At 71.3% G+C, this 24,327-nt stretch carries 24 protein-coding genes; 14 read left to right on the forward strand and 10 right to left on the reverse strand.

Going from position 1 to position 24,327, the window contains the following annotated elements; genetic code table 11:
* Positions 1 to 32 precede the first annotated feature (32 nt).
* Positions 33 to 1,181 carry a zinc-binding metallopeptidase family protein gene (locus ASF60_RS03015; RefSeq protein WP_056180195.1) on the forward strand — a complete coding sequence of 383 codons (1,149 nt, stop codon included), beginning with the start codon at positions 33 to 35 and terminating at the stop codon, positions 1,179 to 1,181.
* Between the two features lie 28 nt (positions 1,182 to 1,209).
* Here the strand turns inward: ASF60_RS03015 and ASF60_RS03020 are convergent, their stop codons facing one another.
* The 5 genes from ASF60_RS03020 to ASF60_RS03035 form a co-directional block, all read right to left on the reverse strand.
* Positions 1,210 to 1,605: an acyl-CoA thioesterase gene (locus ASF60_RS03020; protein WP_056180198.1), complete on the reverse strand. Its 396-nt coding sequence runs from the start codon at positions 1,603 to 1,605 to the stop codon at positions 1,210 to 1,212.
* Between the two features lie 145 nt (positions 1,606 to 1,750).
* Entirely contained in the window at positions 1,751 to 1,882 is a 132-nt protein-coding gene (locus ASF60_RS25955; RefSeq protein WP_274533538.1) for a hypothetical protein, read from the reverse strand.
* A 185-nt stretch (positions 1,883 to 2,067) separates the two neighbouring features.
* On the reverse strand, positions 2,068 to 2,364 hold the full coding sequence (locus tag ASF60_RS03025) for a hypothetical protein (RefSeq protein WP_056180201.1): 297 nt from the start codon (positions 2,362 to 2,364) through the stop codon (positions 2,068 to 2,070).
* Between the two features lie 163 nt (positions 2,365 to 2,527).
* Complete coding sequence (locus tag ASF60_RS03030; RefSeq protein ID WP_056180205.1) at positions 2,528 to 2,713, reverse strand: YegP family protein; 186 nt, start codon at positions 2,711 to 2,713, stop codon at positions 2,528 to 2,530.
* A 207-nt stretch (positions 2,714 to 2,920) separates the two neighbouring features.
* Complete coding sequence (locus ASF60_RS03035) at positions 2,921 to 4,420, reverse strand: DEAD/DEAH box helicase (RefSeq protein WP_056180208.1); 1,500 nt, start codon at positions 4,418 to 4,420, stop codon at positions 2,921 to 2,923.
* Between the two features lie 444 nt (positions 4,421 to 4,864).
* Here ASF60_RS03035 and ASF60_RS03040 point away from each other — a divergent pair, with 444 nt between their 5' ends.
* On the forward strand, positions 4,865 to 6,295 hold the full coding sequence (locus tag ASF60_RS03040; RefSeq protein ID WP_056180210.1) for a lipopolysaccharide biosynthesis protein: 1,431 nt from the start codon (positions 4,865 to 4,867) through the stop codon (positions 6,293 to 6,295).
* On the forward strand, positions 6,292 to 7,482 hold the full coding sequence (locus tag ASF60_RS03045; RefSeq protein ID WP_156633796.1) for a GNAT family N-acetyltransferase: 1,191 nt from the start codon (positions 6,292 to 6,294) through the stop codon (positions 7,480 to 7,482). Before ASF60_RS03040 ends, ASF60_RS03045 begins: the two co-directional genes overlap by 4 nt.
* An 8-nt stretch (positions 7,483 to 7,490) precedes the next feature.
* Here ASF60_RS03045 and ASF60_RS03050 read toward each other — a convergent pair whose 3' ends face one another.
* From ASF60_RS03050 to ASF60_RS03065, 4 genes are all read right to left on the reverse strand, one after another.
* Entirely contained in the window at positions 7,491 to 8,342 is an 852-nt protein-coding gene (locus ASF60_RS03050) for a prephenate dehydrogenase/arogenate dehydrogenase family protein (protein ID WP_082507714.1), read from the reverse strand.
* A 201-nt stretch (positions 8,343 to 8,543) separates the two neighbouring features.
* Positions 8,544 to 8,927 carry a hypothetical protein gene (locus tag ASF60_RS03055; RefSeq protein WP_056180216.1) on the reverse strand — a complete coding sequence of 128 codons (384 nt, stop codon included), beginning with the start codon at positions 8,925 to 8,927 and terminating at the stop codon, positions 8,544 to 8,546.
* Positions 8,928 to 8,943: 16 nt separating this feature from the next.
* On the reverse strand, positions 8,944 to 9,198 hold the full coding sequence (locus tag ASF60_RS03060) for a hypothetical protein (protein WP_056180219.1): 255 nt from the start codon (positions 9,196 to 9,198) through the stop codon (positions 8,944 to 8,946).
* A 135-nt stretch (positions 9,199 to 9,333) separates the two neighbouring features.
* Positions 9,334 to 9,642 (reverse strand): hypothetical protein, encoded by a 309-nt coding sequence (locus ASF60_RS03065; protein ID WP_056180222.1) that lies wholly within the window; start codon positions 9,640 to 9,642, stop codon positions 9,334 to 9,336.
* A gap of 205 nt (positions 9,643 to 9,847) precedes the next feature.
* On the opposite strand from ASF60_RS03065, the gene sseA reads away from it, so the two are divergent.
* The gene (gene sseA, locus ASF60_RS03070; protein WP_056180227.1) at positions 9,848 to 10,696 is read left to right on the forward strand and encodes a 3-mercaptopyruvate sulfurtransferase; all 849 of its coding nucleotides are present in this window, start codon (positions 9,848 to 9,850) and stop codon (positions 10,694 to 10,696) included.
* Positions 10,697 to 10,706: 10 nt separating this feature from the next.
* Positions 10,707 to 11,561 (forward strand): urease accessory protein UreD, encoded by an 855-nt coding sequence (locus ASF60_RS03075; RefSeq protein WP_156633800.1) that lies wholly within the window; start codon positions 10,707 to 10,709, stop codon positions 11,559 to 11,561.
* Between the two features lie 7 nt (positions 11,562 to 11,568).
* On the opposite strand, the gene nikR is transcribed toward ASF60_RS03075, so the two are convergent.
* Positions 11,569 to 12,066, reverse strand: coding sequence for a nickel-responsive transcriptional regulator NikR (nikR, locus tag ASF60_RS03080; protein ID WP_056180230.1), 498 nt, complete (start codon positions 12,064 to 12,066; stop codon positions 11,569 to 11,571).
* A 104-nt stretch (positions 12,067 to 12,170) separates the two neighbouring features.
* Here nikR and ASF60_RS03085 point away from each other — a divergent pair, with 104 nt between their 5' ends.
* The 9 genes from ASF60_RS03085 (at position 12,171) to atzF (ending at position 24,268) form a co-directional block, all read left to right on the forward strand.
* Positions 12,171 to 13,184: an ABC transporter substrate-binding protein gene (locus ASF60_RS03085; RefSeq protein ID WP_056180233.1), complete on the forward strand. Its 1,014-nt coding sequence runs from the start codon at positions 12,171 to 12,173 to the stop codon at positions 13,182 to 13,184.
* 89 nt (positions 13,185 to 13,273) lie between these two features.
* Complete coding sequence (locus tag ASF60_RS03090; RefSeq protein WP_156633822.1) at positions 13,274 to 14,257, forward strand: ABC transporter permease subunit; 984 nt, start codon at positions 13,274 to 13,276, stop codon at positions 14,255 to 14,257.
* On the forward strand, positions 14,254 to 15,192 hold the full coding sequence (locus ASF60_RS03095) for an ABC transporter ATP-binding protein (protein WP_056180236.1): 939 nt from the start codon (positions 14,254 to 14,256) through the stop codon (positions 15,190 to 15,192). Before ASF60_RS03090 ends, ASF60_RS03095 begins: the two co-directional genes overlap by 4 nt.
* Complete coding sequence (locus ASF60_RS03100) at positions 15,192 to 15,995, forward strand: creatininase family protein (RefSeq protein ID WP_056180239.1); 804 nt, start codon at positions 15,192 to 15,194, stop codon at positions 15,993 to 15,995. Before ASF60_RS03095 ends, ASF60_RS03100 begins: the two co-directional genes overlap by 1 nt.
* On the forward strand, positions 15,979 to 17,352 hold the full coding sequence (glnT, locus tag ASF60_RS03105) for a type III glutamate--ammonia ligase (RefSeq protein WP_056180242.1): 1,374 nt from the start codon (positions 15,979 to 15,981) through the stop codon (positions 17,350 to 17,352). Before ASF60_RS03100 ends, glnT begins: the two co-directional genes overlap by 17 nt.
* A gap of 103 nt (positions 17,353 to 17,455) precedes the next feature.
* On the forward strand, positions 17,456 to 18,262 hold the full coding sequence (locus ASF60_RS03110) for an urea amidolyase associated protein UAAP1 (RefSeq protein WP_056180245.1): 807 nt from the start codon (positions 17,456 to 17,458) through the stop codon (positions 18,260 to 18,262).
* Between the two features lie 12 nt (positions 18,263 to 18,274).
* Positions 18,275 to 18,910: an urea amidolyase associated protein UAAP2 gene (locus ASF60_RS03115; RefSeq protein WP_056180249.1), complete on the forward strand. Its 636-nt coding sequence runs from the start codon at positions 18,275 to 18,277 to the stop codon at positions 18,908 to 18,910.
* Positions 18,910 to 22,452: an urea carboxylase gene (gene uca / locus ASF60_RS03120; protein WP_056180252.1), complete on the forward strand. Its 3,543-nt coding sequence runs from the start codon at positions 18,910 to 18,912 to the stop codon at positions 22,450 to 22,452. Before ASF60_RS03115 ends, uca begins: the two co-directional genes overlap by 1 nt.
* Before the next feature lie 4 nt (positions 22,453 to 22,456).
* Positions 22,457 to 24,268, forward strand: coding sequence for an allophanate hydrolase (gene atzF, locus ASF60_RS03125; RefSeq protein ID WP_056180255.1), 1,812 nt, complete (start codon positions 22,457 to 22,459; stop codon positions 24,266 to 24,268).
* Positions 24,269 to 24,327 lie beyond the last annotated feature (59 nt).

A 24,327-nucleotide genomic window follows, 5' to 3' on the forward strand; every position in this document is an offset into this window, starting at 1 on the left:
GACAGACAGGAAAGGCGTTTCGCGACGAATCCATGAAAATCTTCCAGTGCCAGGCCTGTGACCAGCCGATCAGCTTCGAGAGCACCCATTGCGAGAGCTGCGAGCGCCGGCTGGGCTATGCCTGCGAGATCCACGAGATGTCGGCCCTGGAGCCTGTGGGCGGCCTGTGGCACGCCTATGCCAATCCCGGACGCCGCTACCGCTTCTGCGCCAACGCCGATCACGACGCCTGCAACTGGCTGGTGCCGGAGGATTCGCCGAACCGCTACTGCATCACCTGCCGGCACAACCATGTCGTGCCGGATCTCTCGATCGCCTGGAACCTGACCCGCTGGCGCCAGATCGAGGCGGCCAAGCACCGGCTGTTCTACTCGCTCCTGCGGCTCGACCTGCCGCTGATGACCCGCGACGAGAACCCCACCACCGGCCTCGCCTTCGACTTCCTGGTCGATCCCTCGGAGAGCTACCAGATCGGACCGCCCGTCCTCACCGGGCATCGCAGCGGCCTCATCACCCTCAACATCGCGGAGGCCGACGATGTCGAGCGGGAGCGCCGGCGGATGCTGTTCGGTGAGTATTACCGCACGCTCCTCGGGCATTTCCGCCATGAGATCGGGCATTATTTCTGGAATGTGCTGGTTCGCTTCGACCAGAGCCTGTGGACCTTCCGGTCGCTGTTCGGCGACGAGCGGCTGAACTACTCGGGGGCGCTGCAGCGTCATTATGCGCACGGAGCGCCGGCGGACTGGGAGGAAGGCTACGTCAGCGCCTACGCCACGGCCCATCCGTGGGAGGATTTCGCCGAGACCTGGGCGCAGTACCTCCACATCGTCGACACCCTGGAGACCGCCAGCACCTTCGAGATGCGCGTGCGCCCACGCCTGCGCCACGGCCCGGCCGAGCCGGTGGTGATCGATTTCGACCCGTACCGGACCACGGATTTCAGCCGCATCGTCGAGGCCTGGCTGCCCCTGACCTACGCGGTGAATTCCCTCAGCCGCAGCATGGGCCAGCCGGCCCTGTTCCCGTTCAAGCTGACGCCGGCGGTGATCGCCAAGCTGTCCTTCGTGCATGAGCGCATCGAATCCGTCCGCTGCATGGGCAGCAACGATTCCGATGCCGACATCCTCAAAGCGGTGATTTCCGGCCTGCGCCAGAAAGTGGCGGCCCCGAACGCGTGAGGCGCGGTCCGACCGTCGCCGCGCTCGGTCAGGCGGTTTCGAGCGGACGCGGCCGGCCCTCGTCGTCGATCGCCACGAAGGTGAAGGTCGCCTCGGTGACCTGTTCGCGCAACTGCGTGCGAAAGCGCCGGGCCCAGGCCTGAACCTCGATCTTCATCGAGCTGCGCCCGACGCGCGCGATCCGGGTGTAGACGCAGAGCACGTCGCCCACCCGCACCGGGCGGATGAAGGTCATGGCATCGACCGCGACGGTGACCGCCCGCCCCTGCGAGCGCTCGACGGCCGCGATGCCCCCGGCCTGATCCATCTGCGACATTACCCAGCCGCCGAAGATGTCTCCGTTGGCGTTGGTGTCCGCCGGCATCGCGATGGTGCGCACCGTCAGGTCGCCGCTCGGGAGCCGCACCGCCTCGGTTTCCGCCATGATCCCACTCATTCCTACGTCCACGCCTACGTCCACGCCCAATCGCGCGCCGTTTCGCCTGCATTCCGGGGGCCAGCCCGCGTGGCGGCCGATCCCGCCCCGCACGGCGTTCCTCGGGAGAGACGCCGGCCTGCGCTTCGCCGCCTCAGGGTATCAGGTCGGCCAGTTTGAGCGCGCCCGCAAGGATCACGGCGGTGATCGAGACGAGGAGTTCGAGGGGGATCGACTCCCAGATCGGGCGCGCGGAGGCGCGCTGGGCGGCGATGGCGTTCATCATGTTCCCTCGGGAGCGATGCCGTCTGATGCGGATCGTCTCCAGTTCGGCAGTTTAGCGCAGGATGACGCCACTTCCCATCCGAAGATACGAATTTTAGTGCTCTAAACGACGACACCCGACCTTCGATTCACGAAGGCCGGGCCGCGAGAGATCAGACGTCCCCGAAGGGGACCGGTTCGGGACGCTTAGTAGTAGAAGCGGCGCGGGCCGTAAAAGCGGCGCGGACCATAGAAACGACGCGGGCCGTAGAAGCGGCGCGGGCCATAGTAGCGGCGGCCGTAGAAGGGGCGCGGGCCGTAGAAGCGACGCGGGCCATAGAAGCGGCGGCGGTAACCGTAATACTGCACGGTCTGTACGGCGGCCGGGGCAGCCTCGCTCTGGAGGGCGAGGGCGGGGCCGATGGGGGCGGCCGAAGCGCCCTGCGGCGCCGTGGCAGCGAAGCCTAGGGCCAGCAGCGCGGCCAGCACGAGTTTCCTCAGCACGTTTTCAACTCCCTGGATCTGTCGAGACTCGACATTCCGTGCCCGCTCGTCCGCGAGGCCCGGACGCAGAAAACGCACAAACGCCGAAAGCGTTTCCCTCGGCTCACCCAAGCGTGACCGTAATGGTCAATGAAGGCTTGCGAAGCATTGGGCGCGGACGCCCTCAGGCAATCTTGAGCGTCATGTCGACGACAGCGGCCTCGGCGCTGCCTTTGACCAGCGCGATCCCGTGTTCGCAATCCTCCCGGCGGACGTAAGCTTCCGCCGAATCCGCGATGACGTTTCCGTTCTGAGACCGAAGGCGCCAGCGCCAGCCCCCGGCAGAATCCCTGTAGAGTTCAAACCGCATCGTCCCGCCTCCACGCGGCCGGACGCACCGTCCGGCTCACCCTGAAATGGCGAGACGCACCGCATTGGCAATGTCTCCTCTTGGCAATGTCTCCTCTTGGCAAAGCCTCCGCTGAGCGATGTCTTCGCTGCAACGCGGGTCCCGGACATGACAGCGCCGCCCCGGCGGACCGGGGCGGCGCTGCATCACGATGTCAGGAGACTGGGTTCAGGAACGCGGGCCGCGGTCGAGCCAGCCGATGGCGCGGCCTTCGCCGCCGCCCTGCGGACGCGGGGTGCGGGGACGCTCGCCACGGGGCTCGGTGCGGGCCTCGCCGGCGCTGGCCGGGCGACGATCGCCGCGCGGCTCCTGGGGACGGGCGGCACCCTCGGGACGGCTCGGGCGTCCGCCGCCGCGGTTCTCGCCGCCGCGACCCTCGCCGCCACGCCCGTCGAAGCCACGACCCTGGCCGGGACGGCCACCCGGGCGGCTGCTCGGACGCTGGCCCTGGCGCTGGCCGGGACGCTGGCCGTTCGGCGCCGGACGGCGCTCCTCGGCCTGGGCGTTGTCGGCCGCTTCCTGGCGGGACGGCGGGGTGAAGCCCTCGGGGAAGGCGCCGACGGGGATCTTCTGGCGCGTGGTGCGCTCGATGTCCCGCAGGTAGGCCTTCTCCTCGTCGTTGCAGAACGAGATGGCGAGCCCGTTCGCCCCGGCGCGCGCGGTGCGGCCGATGCGGTGGACGTAGCTCTCCGGCACGTTCGGCAGGTCGTAGTTGATGACGTGGCTCACCGCTTCGACGTCGATGCCGCGGGCGGCGATGTCGGTGGCGACCAGCACCCGGCAGGACCCGTCCTTGAAGGCGGCGAGCGCCCGTTCGCGCTGCGGCTGGGACTTGTTGCCGTGAATGGCCGAGGCGTTGATCCCGACCTTCTCCAGGCCGCGGACGACGCGGTCGGCGCCGTGCTTGGTGCGGGTGAAGACGAGCACGCGCTCGATCACCGGATCGCGCAGAATGTGGTTGAGCAGGGCCTGCTTCGCGCCGGTATGGGCGAAGATGACCTCCTGGGTGACGCGCTCGGCGGTGGTGGCGACCGGGGTCACCGCGACCTGGACCGGATCACGCAGATACTGGTCGGCGAGGCTGGCGATGTTCTTCGGCATGGTGGCCGAGAAGAACAGGCTCTGACGCTCCTTCGGCAGCATCTTCACGATGCGCTTGAGAGCGTGGATGAAGCCGAGGTCGAGCATCTGGTCGGCCTCGTCGAGGACGAGGATCTCGACGGCCTCGAGGGTCAGCGAGCGGCGCTCGATGAGATCCATCAGGCGGCCGGGGGTCGCGACCAGGATGTCGACGCCGTTGGCCAGCGCCTTCTCCTGGCGGGAGATGGTGACGCCGCCGAACACCACGGTGTTGGTGAACGACAGGTATTTTCCGTAATCGGAGAAGTTCTCGGCGATCTGGTTGGCCAGCTCGCGGGTGGGCGAGAGCACCAGCACGCGGCAGCCGCGACGGATCGCCTTGCGCGGGGTCTCGGCGAGACGGTGCAGGATCGGCAGCGCGAAGGCCGCCGTCTTGCCGGTGCCCGTCTGGGCGATGCCGCAGAGGTCGCGGCCCTGCATGGCGGGGGCGATGGCCTGGGCCTGGATCGGGGTCGGGCTCTTGTAGCCGGCCTCTTCCAGGGCGCGCAGCACGGGCTGGGCGAGGCCGAAATCGGTGAATTGGGTCAAGGAGGTACTTTCAGGCAGCGGGACCGTGCCGGACGCCCTCCTTGCGAGGGGAAACGTCGAAGAGTGTGGTCGGTCCGTTGAGCTGGAGCCGCCCGCGTGCTGGGGCAGTCCGGGTGCATGCACGTTGAAGAGAGGGGCTCAGGTCGCTCGGGGGCCGCAGATGCGATCCGGCAATCCGTCACGCAGCCCTCTCAAGCGGAACCATGACGGCCGCTGACGCTGCACCTGCGATATGAGCCTTCGCGCCTGCGAAGTCAATCCGTGTGGCCGACCTTGGCCGGCGGTCCACGCAGGGCGGGTCCTCCGCCCACGCATGCGGCGGCGCTGGCGCCAATGGAGGAAGCCGATACGGAGTAGCCGGATGCGGAATGAATTGACGCCGCCGCACCCGTGGGGTGTTACCTCTGATCCCGAGCCGGGCCGCCCGGCAGGTCACGGGTCCGGATGATCGCGCGCCACACCCTCACCTATGTCGGCTCGCGGGGCGTCGCCGCAGCCCTGAACATGGGCGCTCTCGCGGTGTTCACCCGGCTCGCGCCCACCGACGTGTTCGGGCTCTACCTGCTGGTGCTGTCCTGGGCGCTGGTGCTCTACAGCGCCACCTGCCAATGGCCGAAATTCTCGTTCTTCGCCCTCTATGCCGAGGACCGGGCCGCCGTTCAGGTCGGCACCGTGGTGCGCCTGCTCGGCGGCATGGTCACCCTCGCGGCCCTGGTGGCGGCCGGTGCGGCCGGGCTCGGGCTGCTGGAGCCGTGGTCGGCGCTGGCGATCTTCACGGCGGTGTTCGGCATGATGGCCTTCGAGGGCGCCGCCGAGATTGCGCGCACCCGCCTGGAGGTCGGCGCCGTCGCCCTTTCGGTGGTGATGCGCGCGGTCCTGGTCCTGGCACTGGGCAGCACCGCCCTCCTCCTCGGCGGCGGGGCCATCGCCCTCCTGCTCGCCACCGCCGGCGCCAACCTGCTGGCGGCCCTGCCCACGCTCTACGTCCTTCGCGCTCTGCTGCGCGGCGGCGGCAGCTGGGCCGAGGCGCGCCGCCTTCTCGCCTATGGCTGGCCGCTGGTGCTCTCGTTCGGCGCCGCCGCCCTGGCCCAGACGGCCGACCGCCTCGTCATCGGCGCCAGCATCGGCGTCTCGGAACTCGGCGCCTACGGCGCCTTCGCCGACTTCCTGCGCCAGAGCTTCGTCGTGTTCGGCGACAGCGTCGCCCTGGCGCTGATCTCGATCGCCAAGCGCGATGCCCGCGACGGCGGCATCGCCACCGCCCGCCCGGTGCTGGAGGATGCCATCCGGCTGCTGACGGTGATCGCCGCCTTCGGTGCCGTGTTCTTCCTGGCCTTCGACGACATCCTCGTGACCCTGCTGCTCGGGCCGGATTACCGCGACACCGCCCTGCGGGTGGCGCCCCTGCTGGTCGCCGCCAGCATCCTGCAGATGTTCCGGTCGTATTATTTCGGGCAGGTGATCTATTTCACCCAGAAGAGCCACCTCGACGCGATCGCGTCGGTGACCCTGCTGATCGCCATTGGCGGCCTGTCGGCGGTGCTGATTCCGCGCCTCGGCGTGGAGGGAGCGGCCATCGCCATGGCGATTGGCCAGGGCCTCGCCTGCCTCGTCTTCATCCTCGGCTCCCGCGAACGCTTCCGCATGCCGGTGCCCCTGCGCGACCTCGCCGTCATCGGCGGGCTGGCGCTCGCCTGTGCGGGGGTGATCGCCGGGCTCGAGCGGCTCCCCCTCGATCCGGGTCTCGCCCTCGGCCTCCGGCTCGGCTGCCTCGCCCTGGTCTCGGCCGGGACGGCCTGGGGGTTCAACATCCTCGGCGTCGCCGATCTGCTGACGCGTCTCCGGGGGGAGCGTTCCCGCAGGGCCACCCCGTGAGCCGACCCGCGCCGAGCGTGGTCACGCCGGACGGGCTCGTGGTCTGCCTGCGCCCGATCACCGACGACGCGCCCTGGATCGCGGCCTGGCGCGACCTCGGCCACCGGGCGCTGGTCGACAATCTGTTCTACGATCCCGATTACGCGCGTCCCGCCTCCGCGGTCTTCGGGCAGGGCGTGCAGCTGGCGCTGGTGGGAGACCGTGCGCCCGAAGAGCCGGGTCTGCGCCTCGTCGCCGTCTGGCCCGTGCGGATGCGGCGCTGGCGCTGGGGTCTGCCGGTGAGCCTGGTCATGGGCTGGATGCATGATTTCGGCATCTTCGGTGCACCGCTCCTTGACGGCGCCGAGCCGGGTCGCGCCCTCGATGCGCTGTTCCTCGGCCTGAGCCGGCTCCTCGGGCCGCGCCTGATGCTGACGCACGTGCCGACCGCCGGCCCCTTCGCGGATCTCCTCTGGGGGCGCCTCGCCGCAGGCCGGCTGCGCCATGCCCGGTTCTGGCCGCATGAGCGCGCCTTCCTCGACCTGGCGGGCCGCGACGCGGCAGCCCGCGCCGCTTATCTCGCGCATCTCTCATCCCGCAAGCAGCGCAAGTTGCGCCAGGCCTGGGATCGCCTGAGCACGGACGGACCGATCGCCTTCGAGACGATCCGCGATCCCGCCGCGCTGCCTGCCGCCCTCGACGATTACATCGCGCTCGAGGGCGCGGGCTGGAAGGGCGCGCGCGGCACCGCCATCGCGGGCGATGCGGCCCAGACCCGGATGATGCGCGACCTCGTCCTGCGCTTCGGCGCGCGCGGCGGTGCCCGCATCGATCGCCTTCGCCAGAACGGCCGGACCCTCGCGGCGTTGGTCAGCTTCGTCACGCGCGAGCAGGTCTGGACCCTCAAGATCTCCTATGCGGCCGCGGCGGCCAAGCACTCGCCCGGCGCCCTCGCCTTCCAGCGCCTGACGCAGGCCATCGCCGCCGACCCGGCGCTCACCACGGCGGATTCCTGCGCGCCGCCGCATTATCCGCTGCCCGAGACCTTCTGGACCGGGCGGCTGCCCCTCGCTCACATCCTCGTGGAGAGCCGCAGCGGCGATCCGCTGTTCGCCCTCGCGGTCCGCCTCGAACGCGGGCGCGCCGAGGCCAATCGATGCCTCAGGGCGTGGCGCGACCGCCTGCGCCGCTTCCTGCCGGGCGGCTGAGAGCGGGGTCAGGCGGCGCGCACCGCGCGATCCTGGACGTTTTGATCCTGGATGGTCTGATCCTGGATATCCGCATCCTGGACTTCCCGATTCTGCCCCTCCTGATCCTGCGCCTCCGACAGGTCGGTGGCGAGGCGTGCCGCGTGGGCGACGAAGCGGCGGCGGACCGCGCCCGCATAGGGATTGGCGCGCTCGATCGCCTCGAAGACTTCGGGCGCGTCGTGGCGCACCATCGCCACCGCCTGCATCAGAAGGTCGAAGCTGCGCGTGGTCATCCGGGTCGGCAGCGGCTCCATCTGCACCATCACCTTCGCGATCAGGTGGGTCAGGCCCTGGGCGGCGGCGGCGTCGCGGTCATGTGCCTCGGGCGTCGTCACGATGACGTCGAGCCCGAGCCGGCGGCGCAGGAAGGCGGCGACCCGCCGGGGCTGTCCACCGCGCACCGGGCAGAGCGCGATTTTCAGCCCGCGGATGCCGCCCTGCGCGCTCTGCGGACCGAAGAGCGGGTGGGTGGCGACGATCGCGACGTGACCCGGCAGGCCGGCACGCATCGCGTTCGCGGTGGCCACCTTCACCGAGCCGACATCGAGCACGAGAGCGCCCGGAGGCAGGTGCGGGCCGATCTCGGCCACGACCGCCGCGATCGCCGCGACCGGAACCGCCAGGATGACGACGGGACAGCCGGCGGCCTCGCGCAAGGTCGCCCGCGCGACGTCGTCGACCGATACCGGGGATATGGCCGGATCGTAGGCCTGGATCGCGAAATGCGGCGCCAGATGGTGGGCGATGAGGCGGCCGAAGGCCCCAAAGCCGATCAGGCCGAGGGGAGGACGGAGGTGTGCGGGGAATGCGGACGACACGGACGGAACCTCGGTTGGAGCCGGGCCGTCGACGATGGTCCTGAGGAAGAGATCAACCGCCGACGATGCAGCGGTTGAGACATGACAAGCCCCGCGCCGCTAAGGGTGCGGCGCCGAATACCAGGCGGGGCGGAACGACGGTGTCATGGTGCGAGCTCTTAGGGCGGGATCGCCGGCGCGGTCAATCCGATCCGGCGCGCCTCACCAGCCGAAGCGGGCGATCGCGTCGAGGCGCGCCCGGATAGCGGCCTCGTCGCGTCCGAGGCCGGCGATTCGCTGCGAGAGGGCGTAGCAGGTCCCGCAGAACCCGAACTGCATCAGGGGGAGGCCATCGGCCCGCGCCCGTGCCACCGAGCCGATCAGGCAGGCGATGACGGGCTCGTCCGCCGGGAAGCTAAGGCAGTCCGCCCGGGGGCTTCCGAAGAACGGCCGGTTCGGCCAGGCCAGCGAGACCGCGGTGCCGCCGCGCCGGTCGGGTGCCGGCGGCACCGTGTAGCTGCGCAGGAACAGGGCGGCGAACAGCAGGACGAGGCCGGGCATCAAGAGGCCCGGGTGGACGAGGGCGTGAAGGCGGGAGGTGGGCATGGCCGATCGCTCCCCGTCAGGCCGGTTCGTCGTACCGGCTCCAGCGGAACACCTCCGTGCCGGCCCCGTCGATGACCCGCACCGCCTCGGCCGGAGCGCCGGAGCGCTGCGGGGCACGGGCCCTGGCGAATAGCGTCAGCGCCCGTTCCTTGGCCGCCTCGACGGTGCCGGTGCGCACCGAGATGCGCTGGCGCACCGGGTCCTCGCCGCGCGCCCCGGCCTCGTCCTCGGAGGCGAGGACTTCGATGTGGTAGGTCTCGCGCGGGTTCACGACGGCTCCATCCGGCTGGCTCGGTCTCCACCATCCATACGCACAGGCGCCGGTCCTTGGCACCGGCGCCGGCCCGGCTGCGACGAAAAAGGCCGGGCCTGTCGGCCCGGCCCGCACGCGGTCCGGCGCGTCGGCTCAGCGCGCCGGGGTGCCGGTGGTGGGCGCCGAACCCGGCCCGATGCCCCGGCCGGCGCTCGGGATGGGGGCGGCGCTCGGGTTGCGGACGGCCCCGGCGCCGGGCGCCGTCCCGGTGGTCGCGGGCGATCCGCCGATGCCGCCTGCGGCGGGACTGCCGATCGAGCTGCCGGCTGTGCCGGAGTTGCCGACGGTGCCAGAATTTCCGACGCTGCCCGAGCCGGCACCCGGTGCGGTCGACTGAGCCTGGGCGGCGCCCCCGAGGGTGAGCGCGGCGGCGGTGGCGAGGGCGAGTGGGAGGTGACGCATTGGCGAGGTCTCCTGAACCGGATGGGATCGATCGTACCTCGTCAACGCGGCGCGGGATGGGCCGGTTCAGATCGCCGCCCGGTCCGCAAGGCGTGCAACACGCCGCCGGATGTGATTTGGTGGTGCCTCCCGCTTGACCCGAGGCGCAGTCCGGCGGGAAGCCGTTTCCCGGCGGAGCCCTCCGCCGCATCGAACAGAGAACCCCATGGCGACGACGCCCTTTGTCACGGCAGACTGGCTCCACACCCGGCTCGGCGCGCCCGACATCGTGATCCTCGACGGCTCGTGGTACCTGCCGGCCCAGGGCCGCGACGCCCGGGCCGAGTATCTCGCCGCGCACATCCCCGGCGCGATCCGCTTCGACATCGACACGATGAGCGACGAGACCTCTCCCCTGCCCCACATGCTGCCGCGCCCGGAGGTCTTCGCCTCGCGCATGCGGGCTCTGGGCATCGGCGACGGCGCCCACCTCGTGGTCTATGACGGGATGGGCCTGTTCTCGGCGCCGCGGGTGCGCTGGATGCTGAAGACCTACGGCGTCCGCGACGTCGAGATCCTGGACGGCGGATTCCCGGCCTGGGTCGCGGCGGGCTATCCGGTCGAGGAAGGCGAGGGCCGGCTGCGCACCCGCCGTCACTTCACCGCACGGTTCGACAACGGCGCCGTGGCGGAGGCCGGGGACATCGCCCGCGCCCTCGACACCGGCAATGCCCAGGTCGTCGATGCCCGCTCCGGCCCGCGCTTCCGCGGTGAGGAGGCGGAGCCGCGCCCCGGCGTCCGCCCCGGCCACATGCCGGGCGCCCGCAACGTCCATTATTCCGCGCTCCAGAGCGGGGGGCGCCTGAAGGGCGAGGCGGCTCTGCGCGCGGTCTTCGCCGAGAACGGCGTCGACGTAGGCAAGCCCGTGGTCACCACCTGCGGCTCGGGCGTCACCGCCGCCATCGTCGGACTGGCCCTGGAGACCCTGGGGCGTCCCCCCCGTGCCCTCTACGACGGCTCCTGGTCGGAATGGGGCTCGGACCCCGAGCGTCCCGTCGCCACCGGCCCGGCCTGAAGCCTCCGCCTTGCTGAACCCGGACCCTCCGGCGTGCCCGGTCGCCGCGCCGGAGCGGCAACGCTCGCAGGGGCGGATTCACCTGCGCGTCGCCTGCGTGGACGGGCACGACACCCGCATCCTCGACATCGGCGAGGGCGGCCCCTTGCGTCTGCGCCTGCCGCGCCGGCCGAAGGGGCCGTGCGAGGCGGTGCTGCTCAACACCGCCGGCGGCATCGCCTGCGGTGATGCGTTTCGGGTCACCATCGAGGCCGAGGCGGGCGCCGACCTGACCCTGACCACGACCGCCGCCGAGAAGGTCTACCGCTCCGACGGCCCGGTGAGCCGGTTCGAGACGCGGGTCACGCTCGGGGCCGGCGCCCGTCTCGCGCACCTGCCGCAGGAGACGATCCTGTTCGACCGGTCCGCCCTGGCGCGCCGCTTCGAGGCCGATCTGGCGCCGGATGCGCATCTCCTCGCCTTCGAGGCCGTCACCTTCGGACGCACCGCCCGCAACGAGTCGATCACGCGCGGCCACCTCTCCGACACCTGGCGCATCCGCCGCGCCGGGCGCCTCGTCTATGCCGATTCCCTGCGCCTCGACGGCGCGGTGTCGGACCAGCTCGCCCGGGCGGCCATCGGCAACGGCGCCCGCGCCATGGCGACGATGCTCGACGTCTCGCCCGCGGCGGAGGGCCGGCTGGACGAGGCCCGCGCTCTTCTCGACGCGGCGGGGGCGGAGGGGGTCGCGGCAGCGGCCAGCGCCTGGAACGGCCACCTCGTCCTGCGCCTCCTCGGCCGCGATCCGGACGCCCTGCGGAGCGTCGCCCAGCGCGTCCTCATCGCCTATCGCGGACGGCCCCTGCCCCGGGTCTGGCAGAGTTAAGGGGCCGTCACGCCGGCGCACCGGGAAACGGGTGGATCGGCGGGATCAAAGCCGCCACGAGTTCGAGCCGGCCCGAAATGACGCCGCGCTCGGTGATCATCGCGTCCGCGATGGTCTGGAGCGTGTCGGCCGGACCCTGCACCAGCACGACCTCCAGGGTCTGGTTGTGCATCAGGTGCACGTGCAGCGAGGAGATCACCTCGGCGATGAAGCGGCGCTGCAATTCGGCCAGCCGCTGCTGCAGCCCATGGGCGAGGTTGTCGTAGCAGAGCGTGATGGTGCCCACCATGACGCGGTCGCCGACCTCGTGCCGGTGCTCCACCAGGGAGCGGTGCAGGATCGTCGCCACCGCCTGGGAGCGGCTGGCGAAGCCGCGCTCGCCCACCATGGTGTCGAGTTCGCAGAGCAGGTCCTCGGACAGCGACAGGCTGATCCGGCTCACCGGCCGCTTGCGCGTCCCCTCGGCCTCCTCCGGGCCGGTCGCCGCGGTCGCGTTGTCGGACATCTGATTTCCTCCCACTCGCCCATTCTGGCACGGCTTTTGTATCCGTGAAATCCCGTCGGTATTACGATTTCCACTGATCGTATTACGCGCCCTGGAGATCACAGATGCGCCTGTCCTCGGTTCTCGCCGCCACCCGCAGGAACGTCGCCGGCGGCCTCATGGCCCTGGGCCTTCTCGCGGTGCTGCCCGGCCCGGTCACACCCGCCTACGCCGCCGAGCCCCTGCGCATCGGCTACAGCGACTGGCCCGGCTGGGTCGCCTGGCAGGTCGCCATCGAGAAGGGTTGGCTCAAGCAGGCCGGCCTCGACGTCACGTTCGAGTGGTTCGACTACTCCGCCTCCATGGATGCCTTCTCGGCGGGCAAGCTCGACGCCGTGACCTGCACCAACGGCGATGCCCTCGTGATGGGCGGCAATGGCGCCCGAAACGTCATGATCATGCTGACCGACTACTCGAACGGCAACGACATGATCGTCGGCAAGCCGGGCGTGAAGGGGCTGGCCGAGCTGAAGGGCAAGAAGGTCGGTCTCGAAGTCGGCCTCGTCGAGCAGCTGCTCCTCATCAACGGCCTGAACAAGATCGGCCTGAAGGAGACCGACGTCACCTTCGTCAACGTCAAGACCAACGAGACGCCCCAGGTCCTCGCCTCCGGGGACGTGTCGGCCATCGGCGCCTGGCAGCCCATCGCCGGACAGGCGATGAAGGGCGCCGCCGGGGCCCGGCCGCTCTACACCTCCGCCGACGAGCCCGGCCTGATCTACGACGTGGTCACGGTGACGCCCGCGAGCCTCGCCGCCCGCCGCGCCGACTGGATCAAGTTCGTGGCCGTCTGGGACAAGGTGGTCGCCTACATCCAGGACCCGAAGACCCAGGCCGACGCCGTCGCCATCATGGCGGGCAAGGTCGGCATCGAGCCCGCGACCTTCACCCGCTTCCTCAAGGGCACCCGGCTCCTGACCCTGGCCGACGGCCGCAAGGTGATGGCCGATGCCGAGGGCTTCGGCTCGCTCTACGGGTCGAGCCGCTACGCCGACGCCTTCAACGTCCGGTACGAGGTCTACAAGGCCGCACAGGACGTGAAGGGCTACATCGATCCGGCGCTGACGGACGGCAAATGAGCGCCGCGCCGCGCAGCGACGAGAGGCAGCGCCCCATTCCGGTGGCCGGCGCGCCAGCGGAGGCGACCCGTGCCCGACCGGAGCAGGCCATGGCCGCGCCGGTGCGGACCGGCGCCCGGCGCCGCTCCTGGATCGGGGTCGCCCGGCCGCTCTCGACCCGGCGCCGGACCGTGCTGGCGGTGCTCTCCTTCCTGCTGCCGGTCCTGGCCTGGGCGGCGGTCTCCTACGTGCCGTTCCTGTGGCATCCCCTGGTGGAGGTGACCGAGCCCGGCGACGTGGCCTGGATGGAGCCCGGCATGCGGGTGCCGAAGGCCGCCTTCGCGGAGGAGGTCGCGCGCGCGGGGGCCGCCAACGGCGCGGCGCCTGTCGGCATTCCCGCCAACCCGGTCTACCTGCCCGCGCCCCACGCCGTCGCGGCGGCGCTCTGGACCTCCCTCACCGCGACGCCGACCCAGCGCGACGCGATCCGCCTGCCCCTGAGCCTGTGGCACTCGATCCAGATCATCGTCTGGGGCTTCCTGCTCTCGTCGGTGGTCGGCGTGCCACTCGGCATCCTGTGCGGAGCGCAGCCGACGCTCGCCCGCCTCACCGAACCGGTGATCGAGTTCGTCCGCTACATGCCGGCCCCCGCCTTCGGGGCGCTGATGGTGGCGATCCTCGGCATCTATGACGGGCCGAAGATCGCCATCATCGTCATCGGGACCTTCTTCCAGCAGGTGCTGGTGATCGCCAATACCACGCGGCGGATCGAGGCGCTGCTGATCGAGGCCGCCCTGACCCTCGGGGCGCGCAACCTCCGCCTGATCCGCCGCGTGATCGTGCCGGCAATGCTGCCGCAGCTCTACCGCGACCAGCGCATCCTGCTGGGCTGGGCCTGGACCTACCTCATCGTCGCCGAACTGATCGGCACCTCGTCGGGCATCACCTTCTTCATCACGCAGCAGGCCCGCTACCAGCATTTCGACAACGTCTACGCGGCGATCCTCGTCATCGGCCTCGTCGGATCGGCCACCGACCTTGCCCTGGCGTGGATCGGGCGCCGGCTGTTCCCCTACGATCGGAGCGAGGCATGACGCGCGGGAGCACGATTCCTCTGCCGGTGGAGCCCTGCGACTACCGCACCCAATGCGAGCCGGTGCGGGCGCGCTTCGCCAAGCTGAAGAGCCGGGACGTGGCCCTGAGCGTCGAGGGGCTGGGCAAGGTGTTCCGCTCCGCCGGCGGCGAGACCACGGCCCTGCGGGGTATCGATCTCGTCACCCACCGGCGCGAATTCCTCTGCGTGGTCGGCCCGTCCGGCTGCGGCAAGTCCACCTTCGTGCGCATTCTCGCCGGGCTGGAGACGGCCAGTTCCGGCGTGGTCCGGGTCGGCGGCGTGCCGGTCTCCGGCCCCGGCGCCGATCGTGGCATGGTGTTCCAGGGCTACACGCTGTTCCCCTGGCTCAGCGTCCTGCGCAACGTCGCCTTCGGCCTGGAGGAGAACGGCACCCCCCGGCGCGAGGCCGAGCGCGAGGCCCGGCAATGGCTGGCGCTGATCGGCCTCGAGGCCTTCGCGGACGCCTACCCGCACCAGCTCTCGGGCGGGATGAAGCAGCGCGTCGCCATCGCCCGCGCCCTCGCCACCCGGCCGCGCATCCTCCTCATGGACGAGCCGTTCTCGGCCCTCGACACCCAGTCGCGGGCCCGGATGCAGGCCTACCTCATCGAGATCTGGCGCAAGATCGACATCACCATCGTGTTCATCACCCACGACCTCGACGAGGCCGTGCACCTCGCCGACCGCATCCTGGTGCTGAAGGCGCATCCGGGCGAGGTGGCCGAACTCATCGAGGTGCCGGTGCCGCGCCCGCGCAGCCCGGACCAGATGCTGGGGCCGGAATTCCGCGCCACCCGCGCCCGGCTCGACGCCTTGATCCACCCGGCGAAGGACGAGGCGGAGGCCGATGCCGACGAGCCCGCCGCCACCGCCCTCGTCACCCGCATGGCGCCGGCCGGCGACGAGGTCGAGTGATGGACGCCTCCGCCCTGCTCTGGGCCGACCGCACCTGGGAGGAGATCCCGGGCGACCTCGCGGCCGCGTCGCAGGCCGCGATCCTGCCGGTGGGCGCCACCGAGCAGCACGGACCGCATCTCGGCTGCGGCATGGATTTCGTGCTGGCCGAGCGCCTCGCCCACGCGGTCTCGGCGCAGACCCGCGTGCCGGTGCTGCCGACCCTGCCCTATGGCTGCTCGCTCGGCCACAGCCGGCGCTGGCCCGGCACCATCACCCTCGATCCCCTGGTGATGACCCAGGTGGTGACGCAGATCGGCACCTCCGCCTATCATTCGGGCGTCCGGCGCCTGTTCCTGGTCAACGCCCACGTCACCAACGCGGCCCCCTTGCGCTGTGCCCTGGAGATGCTGCGCGCCGTCCATGACGACCTGATGGTTGCCCTGGTCAACTCGGCGACGATCAGCGAGCGGGTGCGCGCGGCCCATTTTGCCGATGCCGCCGACTGGCACGCCAATGCCGCCGAGACCGCGCTGATGATGGCGACCGCCCCGGCCCTGGTCCGCCCGGACCGGATCACGGCCGCCGACGATCCCGACCGGACCGAGGGGCTAGTGTTCGCCCACCCGGTCAACCGCACCAGCCGCAACGGCGTCACCGGCCGTCCGTCGCAGGCGAGCCTCGCCGAGGGCGAGCGCCTGTTCGGCTGGATGGTCGCGGACCTCGCCGCTCTCGTCCGGCGCGGCCTCGCCGAGACACCGCCCCTGTCCCCACCCGACGACCCATCCGGTCCAGAGGAGCGAGCCCGTGGCTCACACGACTGACATCGACCCCCATATCCGCGCGCTGCAGGACGACCTGCGGGAAAAGGGCGTGAAATACGTCATCGGCGCCTATGTCGACATCCACGGGGCCCAGAAGGCCAAGGTCGTGCCCATCGACCACCTGCCCCAGATGGCCGCCGGCTCCGAGCGCTACACTGGCTACGCCCTCGACGGCCTCGGCCAGGCCCCCAACGAGGACGAACTGGCCTCGGTGCCGGACCTCGCCCACGTGATCCAGCTGCCCTGGGAGCCGAAGCTGGCCTGGACCCCGGCCGACCTCACCTTCCAGGGCAAGCCCTACCCCCTCTCCACCCGTGTCGCGCTGAAATCCGTGTTGGCCCAGGCGGAGGCGATGGGCTTCGGCTTCAACCTCGGCATCGAGTGCGAGATCTTCCTGCTGCGGCAGGCGGCGGACGGCTCGCTGCACACGCCGGTGCCGGACGATAAGCTGGTGAAGCCCTGCTACGACGTCCGCGGCTTCACCGACAACTTCTCCTGGCTCGACAAGGTCGCCACCACGATCAACGACCTCGGCTGGGACCTGTATTCCTTCGACCACGAGGATGCCTGCGGCCAGTTCGAGTTCGATTTCAACTACGCCGATGCGCTGACCATGTGCGACCGGCTGACCTTCTTCCGCATGATGGCGAAGCACTACGCCAAGGAGGAGGGTCTGCTGGCCACCATGATGCCGAAGCCCTTCGCCGACCGCACCGGCAACGGCGCCCATTTCAACATGTCGCTGTTCGACCGCGAGACCGGCCGCAACGCCTTCGCGTGCGACCCTTCGGCCGATCCGCGCGGCCTCGGTCTGACCGAGACCGGCTATCACTTCATCGGCGGCGTGCTGAAGCACGGCCGCGCCCTCTGCGCCGCCTTCGCTCCGACGGTGAACAGCTACAAGCGCCTCGTGCGCCAGGGCGCGATGGCGGGCTTCTCCTGGGCGCCGGTGTTCAACTCCTACGGCTCGAACAACCGCACCAATTCGGTGCGGGTGCCGGCCGGCGGCGGGCGCTGCGAGAGCCGCAACGCGGACGGTGCCGTGAACCCCTACCTCGCCGCCGCCCTGGTGCTCGCCGCCGGGCTGGAGGGCGTGCGCGAGCGGATCGATCCCGGCGCGCCGAACGAGGACAATCTCTACGATCTCTCCGACGCCGAGCGCGCCGCCCGCGGCATCGATTTCCTGCCGCAGACCCTGATGGAGGCGGTGGAGGCCTTCGCGGCCGATCCCCTGGTGGAACGGACCCTGGGCAAGGCCCTGCGCGACGAGTTCATCCGCTACAAGACCGCCGAGTGGCAGGATTATCATCTGACCGTCAGCGCCTGGGAGATCGAGCGCTACAGCCACCTGTTCTAGGCGCCCTCCGAAACCCCCTCACCTGCCCGGCCGGGACGACCCGGCCCCGCGAACAGGGCTCACCATCGGCCGGGACGACCCGGCGGACGTTTGAGGAACGGGCATGACCACCACAGACCAGACGATCGCCGCGTACCGGCAGCGCTACGAAGCGCTGAAGCGCGCCGGGCAGGATCAGGCGCCCCGCGCCCTGCCGCCGCCCTCCCCGCACGGGCTGCCGCTCCCCGGCGCGGCCTTCCATGTGGAGACCATCCCGGGAGGCTGGTACTGGACGACGCATCTGGCGCGCGGCGAAGCCCTGCGCATCGCCCTCGCGCACGGCCCGGCAAGCGTCGCCCTGGTGGCCTGGAGCGCGGCCGACCCGTCCGAGCGGTTGAACTACGCCGACACCGTCAAGGTGCAGTGGACCACCGCCCTGCAGAAGGGCCGGGTTCTGTTCTCCGACATGGGCCGGGTGATGCTCGCGCTGACGGAGGATTCCTGCGGCGCCCACGATTCGCTGGCCGGGGGGTCGAACGCCGCGTCCAACGCCGCGCGCTATCCCGGCGGCCCCCACCGCAACACCCGCGACAACCTCGTCCTCGCCGCCCTGAAGGCTGGGCTCGACCGGCGCGACATCCCGGCCCTGGTCAGCGTCTTCGCGCCCGTCGGCGTCGGGCCGGAAGGCCGCCTCGTGTGGAACGAGGCCGGACGCAGGGCCGGCGACTTCGTCGACCTGCGTGCCGAGATGGACCTGACCGTCACCCTGTCGAACTGCCCGCATCCCCTCGATCCGGCTCCGACCTATGCGCCGAACCCGGTCCAGGTCACGCGCTTCCGGGCGCCCATCCCGGGGGCCGACGACCTGTGCCGCACGGCCACGCCGGAGGCCGTGCGCGGTTTCGAGAACAACGCCCGGGCCGGGTTCTGAGGGGAGACGACGATGACCGATGCACCCACCATCCTCGACGTCACCGTGATCCTCGACGTCACCGTGCCGGCCCAGGCACCCTGGTCCGGTTTCGTGCGCCGGGGCCAGACGATCCGCATCACCGACAGCGAGGGCTGCCAGGCGGTCGACACCCTGTTCTACCGGGCTGACGACATGGGCGAGCGCTATTCCTCCCAGGACACCGTGCGGGTGCAGGGCGCCGCCTACGTCACCGTCGGCACGCCCCTGGTGTCCAGCGAGGGCCGGATCATGGCCCGGGTCACCGCCGATTCCTGCGGGCGGCACGACACCTCGGCCGGGGCCTGCTCGTGCGAGAGCAACACCGTCCGCTTCGGCCACGCCACGCAGTACCTCCATGCCTGCCGCGAGAACTTCGCTCTGGAGGTCGCCAAGTACGGCCTGACCAAGCGCGACATCCCGCCGAACATCAACTTCTTCATGAACGTGCCGATCGAGCAGAACGGCGATCTCGCCATCGTCGACGGCGTCTCGGCGCCCGGCGACTATGTCGAGGTCACGGCCGAGATGGACGTGATCTGCGTGATCTCGAACTGCCCGCAGATCAACAACCCCTGCAACGGCTTCAACCCGACGCCGATCCGGGTCACGATCCGGGACGCGGCCTGATGTTCGACACCCTCCTGATCGCCAACCGGGGCGAGATCGCCCGCCGCATCGTGCGAACCTGCCGCCGCATGGGGATCGCCTCGGTGGCGGTCTATTCCGATGCCGACCGCTTCACCCGCGGCGTGCTGGAGGCCGACCGGGCAGTCCGTCTCGGTCCGGCGCCCGCCGCCGAAAGCTACCTCGACGTCGAGGCCGTGATCGCCGCCTGCCGGGCCACCGGCGCGCAGGCGGTGCATCCGGGCTACGGCTTCCTGTCCGAGAACGTCGCCTTCGCCGAGCGGCTGGCGGACGAGGGCATCGTCTTCATCGGCCCCAAGCCCGAGCACCTCTCCGCCTTCGGACTCAAGCACACGGCGCGCGACCTCGCCCGGGCCAGCGGAGTGCCGCTCCTGGCCGGCACCGGCCTGCTGCCCGACCTCGCGACGGCTCTGCGCGAGGCCGAGGCCATCGGCTATCCGGTGATGCTGAAGAGCACGGCCGGCGGCGGCGGCATCGGCATGCGCCTCTGCGCTTCCGCCGCGGAGTTGTCCGAGCACTACGCCGCCGTCGAGCGGACGGCGCGGGCCAGCTTCGGCGACGCCCGGGTCTATCTCGAGCGCTTCGTCGGCGAGGCCCGGCACGTGGAGGTGCAGATCTTCGGCGACGGCCGCGGCCGCGTGGTGGCGCTCGGCGAGCGCGACTGCTCGCTCCAGCGCCGAAACCAGAAGGTGATCGAGGAGACCCCGGCGCCGAACCTGCCCGATGCGGTGCGCGCCCGCCTGCACGCGGCGGCCGTCGCCCTGGGGGCGAGCGTGGCCTACGCCTCGGCCGGAACGGTGGAGTTCATCTACGATCCGGTGCGCGAGGACTTCGCCTTCCTGGAGGTCAACACCCGCCTCCAGGTCGAGCATCCGGTGACCGAGGCGGTGTTCGGCATCGACCTCGTCGAGTGGATGATCCGCCAGGCCGCCGGCGAGGACGTCCTGGCGGATGCCGGCCCGCTGGTGCCGCGGGGCGCCGCCATGGAGGCGCGGCTCTATGCCGAGATCCCGCACGCCAACTTCGCCCCGAGCGCCGGCCTGCTCACCGAGGTGCGCTTTCCCGAAGGCCCCCGGATCGACGGTTGGATCGAGACCGGCACCGAGGTGACGCCGTTCTACGATCCGATGCTCGCCAAGATCATCGTCACCGGGGCCGACCGTCCGGCCGCGCTCGCGGCCCTCCGCGCGGCCCTCGACGGAACGGCGGTGTCCGGCATCGAGACCAACCGCGACTACCTGCGCGCCATCGCTGGCTCCGATTTCTTCGCCGAGGGCCGGGTCGCCACCACCGCGCTGCGCGACTTCGCCTTTCATCCGCGCAGCGTCGAGGTGCTGCTGCCCGGTGCCCAGTCGAGCCTGCAGGAGCTGCCCGGGCGCATCGGCCTCTGGCACGTCGGCGTGCCCCCGAGCGGGCCGATGGATGCGCGCTCGTTCCGCGCGGCCAATGCCCGGGTGGGCAACCCGCCCGACACCTGTGCTCTCGAGCTCACCGTCTCCGGCGCGACCCTGCGCTTCCACGCCGACACGATCGCGGCTTTGTGCGGGGCGCGGATGCCGGCGACCCTCGACGGCATCGCGCAGCCCCACGACGCCGCCTTCCCCGTGCGGGCCGGCCAGACCCTCGTCCTCGGGGCGATCGCCGGCCCCGGACAGCGCAGCTATCTCGCCCTGCGCGGCGGGCTCACGGCGCCGATCGTGCTCGGATCGCGCGCCACCTTCGCCCTCGGGGCCTTCGGCGGTCACGCCACCGGCGTGCTGAAGGCCGGCGACGTGCTGCATCTCGGGGCAGTCCCGGAAGTCCCGGCCGAGACCCCGGCGCCGGCGCCGCTGACCCACGACTGGACGCTCGGGGTGGTCTACGGCCCGCACGGGGCGCCGGACTTCTTCCAGGACGCCGACATCGCCGACCTGTTTTCGGCGACCTACGAGGTGCATTTCAACTCCGCCCGCACCGGCATCCGCCTGATGGGGCCGACCCCGCGCTGGGCCCGGGCCGATGGCGGCGAGGCCGGCCTGCACCCGTCCAACCTGCACGACAACGCCTACGCCATCGGGGCCATCGACTTCACCGGCGACATGCCGATCCTGCTCGGGCCGGACGGCCCTAGCCTCGGCGGCTTCGTCTGCCCGGCGGTGATCGCCCGCGACGATTTGTGGAAGATGGGTCAGCTCCGTCCCGGCGACCGGGTGCGGTTCGAGGCCGTGGCACGGCCGGAGGACGACGCGGCGGTGGAGCCAACCGCCGCCCTCCCGACGCCTGCGATCCGGCGCGGCTCGCCCGTCCTGGCCCGGGACGAATCCGGTCCCGTCCCGGTGGTCTACCGCCGCCAGGGCGACGACAACCTGCTCGTCGAGTACGGGCCGATGGCCCTCGACATCGGCATCCGGATGCGCGTCCACCTGCTGGCCCGGGCGGTCGCCGAGGCGCGGCTGGCGGGGCTGATCGATCTGACCCCCGGCATCCGCTCGCTGCAGATCCACTACGACGGCGCGGCCCTGCCCCGGCAGCGCCTCCTCGGCGCCCTGCGGGAGATCGAGGCCGGCTTGCCGCGGGTGGAGGACGTCACGGTCGAGAGCCGGATCGTCCACCTGCCGCTGTCCTGGAACGATCCGCAGGCGGCGCTGGCCATGCGCAAGTACCAGGAGCTGGTGCGCCCCAATGCGCCGTGGTGCCCCTCGAACATCGAGTTCATCCGCCGGATCAACGGGCTCGCCGACGAGCAGGCGGTAAAGGACATCATCTTCGACGCCCAGTACCTCGTCATGGGGCTCGGCGACGTCTATCTCGGGGCACCGGTGGCGACGCCGGTCGACCCGCGCCATCGCCTCGTGACCACCAAGTACAATCCCGCCCGCACCTGGACGCCGGAAAACGCCGTCGGCATCGGCGGCGCCTACATGTGCATCTACGGCATGGAGGGGCCGGGCGGGTACCAGCTCTTCGGCCGCACCATCCAGATGTGGAACACCTGGCGCACCACCCGGGAGTTCGTGCCGGGCCATCCCTGGCTGCTGCGCCCCTTCGATCGCATCCGGTTCTTCCCGGTCGAGCCGGCCGAACTGACCGAGGCGCGCGCCGCCTTCCCGCACGGGGCCTATCCCGTGACGATCGAGGACGGGACGTTCTCCTACGCGGCGCACCGCGCCGAACTGGCGGCGAACGCGCCCGAGATCACGGCCGCCAAGGCGCGCCAGCAGGCAGCCTACGAGGCCGAGCGCCAGCGCTGGAAGGCGGAGGGGCTCGACAGCTTCGTGGCCGAGGAGGCGATCTCGGACGGCACGGAGGATGCGATCCCGGCCGGCTGCGTCGGCGTGCCGACGACGGTGCCGGGCAATGTCTGGAAGCTTCTGGTAGCCCCGGGCGACGGGATCGCGGCGGGTGACACCGTGGCGATCCTGGAATCGATGAAGATGGAAATCGCCGTGGTCGCGCCCGTGGCCGGGACCGTGCGGGAGATCCGGGCCCAGCCCGGCCGGACCCTGCGCGGCGGCGACCTGGTCGCGGTGATCGAGGAGATCTGAACCCATGCTGCCCACGATCCTGGACATCGCGAGTCTGCGCGCGGCCTTCGCCGACCGGAGCCTCGACCCGGTCGGTCTCGCCGAGCTCGTCGCCGAGCGGATGGCGGCCGCGTCCGACCCGGCCATCTTCATCACGCCGGTGCCGCGCGCCGACCTGATCGCGGCGGCCCGCGCCCTGATGCAGGCGCACCCGGAGCCGAATTCCCTGCCGCTCTGGGGCCTGCCCTTCGCCGTCAAGGACAACATCGATGTGGCGGGCCTGCCCACCACCGCCGCCTGCCCGGCCTTCGCCTCCGTGCCGGAGCGCGATGCCGCGGTGGTGGCGCGCCTGAAGGCCGCTGGCGCCCTGGTGACGGGCAAGACCAACCTCGACCAGTTCGCCACCGGCCTGAACGGCACCCGCTCGCCCTACGGTGCCCCGCGCAGCGTGTTCAACCCCGACTTCGTCTCCGGCGGATCGAGCTCCGGTTCGGCCGTGGCCGTGGCGGCGGGGCTCGCCTGTTTCAGTCTCGGCACCGACACCGCCGGCTCCGGCCGCGTGCCGGCGGCCTTCAACAATCTCGTGGGCATCAAGCCGACGCCGGGGGCGCTCAGCACCACCGGCCTCGTCCCGGCCTGCCGCAGCCTCGACTGCATCACGATCTTCTCCGCCACCGTCGGCGACGGCATCGCCGTGCGACGGATCGCCGAGGGCTTCGATCCGGCCGATCCCTATTCGCGGACCGCGCGGCCGCATCCGCTCCCGGGCACGGGCCTGCGCTTCGGGGTGCTCGGCCCCGCCGAGCGGGAGTTCTACGGCGATGCCGAGACGGCGGCGCTCTACGACGGCGCCATCGCCCGGCTCGAGCGCCTCGGCGGCGTCGCGGTGCCGTTCGACTACGCGCCGTTCCGCGCTATCGCCGCGCTGCTCTATGACGGCCCCTGGGTCGCCGAGCGGCTGGCGGCCATCGCCGAATTCTACGCCGACCACCCCGACGCCCTCGACCCGAGCGTGCGCGCCATCGTCGAATCCGCGAAGCGCTACAGCGCGGTCGACGCCTTCCGCGGCCGCTACGCCTTCGAGGCCCTGAAACGCCGCACCGACGCCATCCTGGCCGATCTCGACGTGCTGCTGCTGCCGACCTCCCCGACCATCTACACGGTGGCCGAGATGCAGGCCGAGCCGATCGCGCGGAACAGTCATTTCGGCCGCTACACCAATTTCGCCAACCTGCTCGGCATGGCCGCCATCGCGGTCCCGGCCGGGTTCCGCCGCGACGGGCTGCCGGCCGGCGTGATGCTGGTCGGCCCGGGCTTCAGCGACGAGGCCCTGGCACCCTGGGCCGATGCGCTGCATCGCGCGCTGGGCGCGGGCGCGGGCATGGGCATCGAGCGCGGGCGCGCCCTACCCGAGGCGAGCCGGGTTCCGCCCGTCGCCTCCGGGCAGATCCCCCTGGTGGTGGTCGGCGCCCATCTCACCGGGCTCGCGCTGAACCACCAACTTCAGGATCTCGGCGCCACTTTCCTGCGCGCCACCCGGACGGCGTCCGATTACCGGCTCTACGCCCTGCCCGGCACGGTGCCGCCGAAGCCCGGCCTCGTGCGCGCACCCGGCTTCGATGGCCCTGGCCTGGAGGTCGAGGTCTGGGGCCTCGATCCGGCGGCTTTCGGGCATTTCGCCGCCGCGATCCCGGCGCCGCTCGGCATCGGCAAGATCACCCTGGCCGACGGCGAATCCGTCTCGGGCTTCCTGTGCGAGGCGCATGCGGTGGCGGGCGCCCCCGAGATCACCCGGCACGGGGGCTGGCGCGCCTACCTCGCGGCCGAGTCGGCCTGAGGCGGCCCCGGCCGCCCTTGCGAGGGCCGGCGGGCATGCCCTAAACCCCGGGCGCGGCG

Origin of the sequence: Methylobacterium sp. Leaf113 (assembly GCF_001423325.1) — a bacterium.
In the GTDB taxonomy this organism is placed as follows: Bacteria; Pseudomonadota; Alphaproteobacteria; order Rhizobiales; family Beijerinckiaceae; genus Methylobacterium.

Bases quoted from the DNA above. Each gene is read 5' to 3' on its own strand.
- ASF60_RS03015 (WP_056180195.1), top strand. From the start codon at position 33: ATGAAAATCTTCCAGTGCCAGGCCTGTGACCAGCCGATCAGCTTCGAG.
- ASF60_RS03020 (WP_056180198.1), bottom strand. From the start codon at position 1,605: ATGGCGGAAACCGAGGCGGTGCGGCTCCCGAGCGGCGACCTGACGGTG.
- ASF60_RS25955 (WP_274533538.1), bottom strand. From the start codon at position 1,882: ATGATGAACGCCATCGCCGCCCAGCGCGCCTCCGCGCGCCCGATCTGG.
- ASF60_RS03030 (WP_056180205.1), bottom strand. From the start codon at position 2,713: ATGCGGTTTGAACTCTACAGGGATTCTGCCGGGGGCTGGCGCTGGCGC.
- ASF60_RS03040 (WP_056180210.1), top strand. From the start codon at position 4,865: ATGATCGCGCGCCACACCCTCACCTATGTCGGCTCGCGGGGCGTCGCC.
- ASF60_RS03055 (WP_056180216.1), bottom strand. From the start codon at position 8,927: ATGCCCACCTCCCGCCTTCACGCCCTCGTCCACCCGGGCCTCTTGATG.
- ASF60_RS03065 (WP_056180222.1), bottom strand. From the start codon at position 9,642: ATGCGTCACCTCCCACTCGCCCTCGCCACCGCCGCCGCGCTCACCCTC.
- sseA (WP_056180227.1), top strand. From the start codon at position 9,848: ATGGCGACGACGCCCTTTGTCACGGCAGACTGGCTCCACACCCGGCTC.
- nikR (WP_056180230.1), bottom strand. From the start codon at position 12,066: ATGTCCGACAACGCGACCGCGGCGACCGGCCCGGAGGAGGCCGAGGGG.
- ASF60_RS03085 (WP_056180233.1), top strand. From the start codon at position 12,171: ATGCGCCTGTCCTCGGTTCTCGCCGCCACCCGCAGGAACGTCGCCGGC.
- ASF60_RS03090 (WP_156633822.1), top strand. From the start codon at position 13,274: ATGGCCGCGCCGGTGCGGACCGGCGCCCGGCGCCGCTCCTGGATCGGG.
- ASF60_RS03095 (WP_056180236.1), top strand. From the start codon at position 14,254: ATGACGCGCGGGAGCACGATTCCTCTGCCGGTGGAGCCCTGCGACTAC.
- ASF60_RS03100 (WP_056180239.1), top strand. From the start codon at position 15,192: ATGGACGCCTCCGCCCTGCTCTGGGCCGACCGCACCTGGGAGGAGATC.
- ASF60_RS03110 (WP_056180245.1), top strand. From the start codon at position 17,456: ATGACCACCACAGACCAGACGATCGCCGCGTACCGGCAGCGCTACGAA.
- ASF60_RS03115 (WP_056180249.1), top strand. From the start codon at position 18,275: ATGACCGATGCACCCACCATCCTCGACGTCACCGTGATCCTCGACGTC.
- uca (WP_056180252.1), top strand. From the start codon at position 18,910: ATGTTCGACACCCTCCTGATCGCCAACCGGGGCGAGATCGCCCGCCGC.
- atzF (WP_056180255.1), top strand. From the start codon at position 22,457: ATGCTGCCCACGATCCTGGACATCGCGAGTCTGCGCGCGGCCTTCGCC.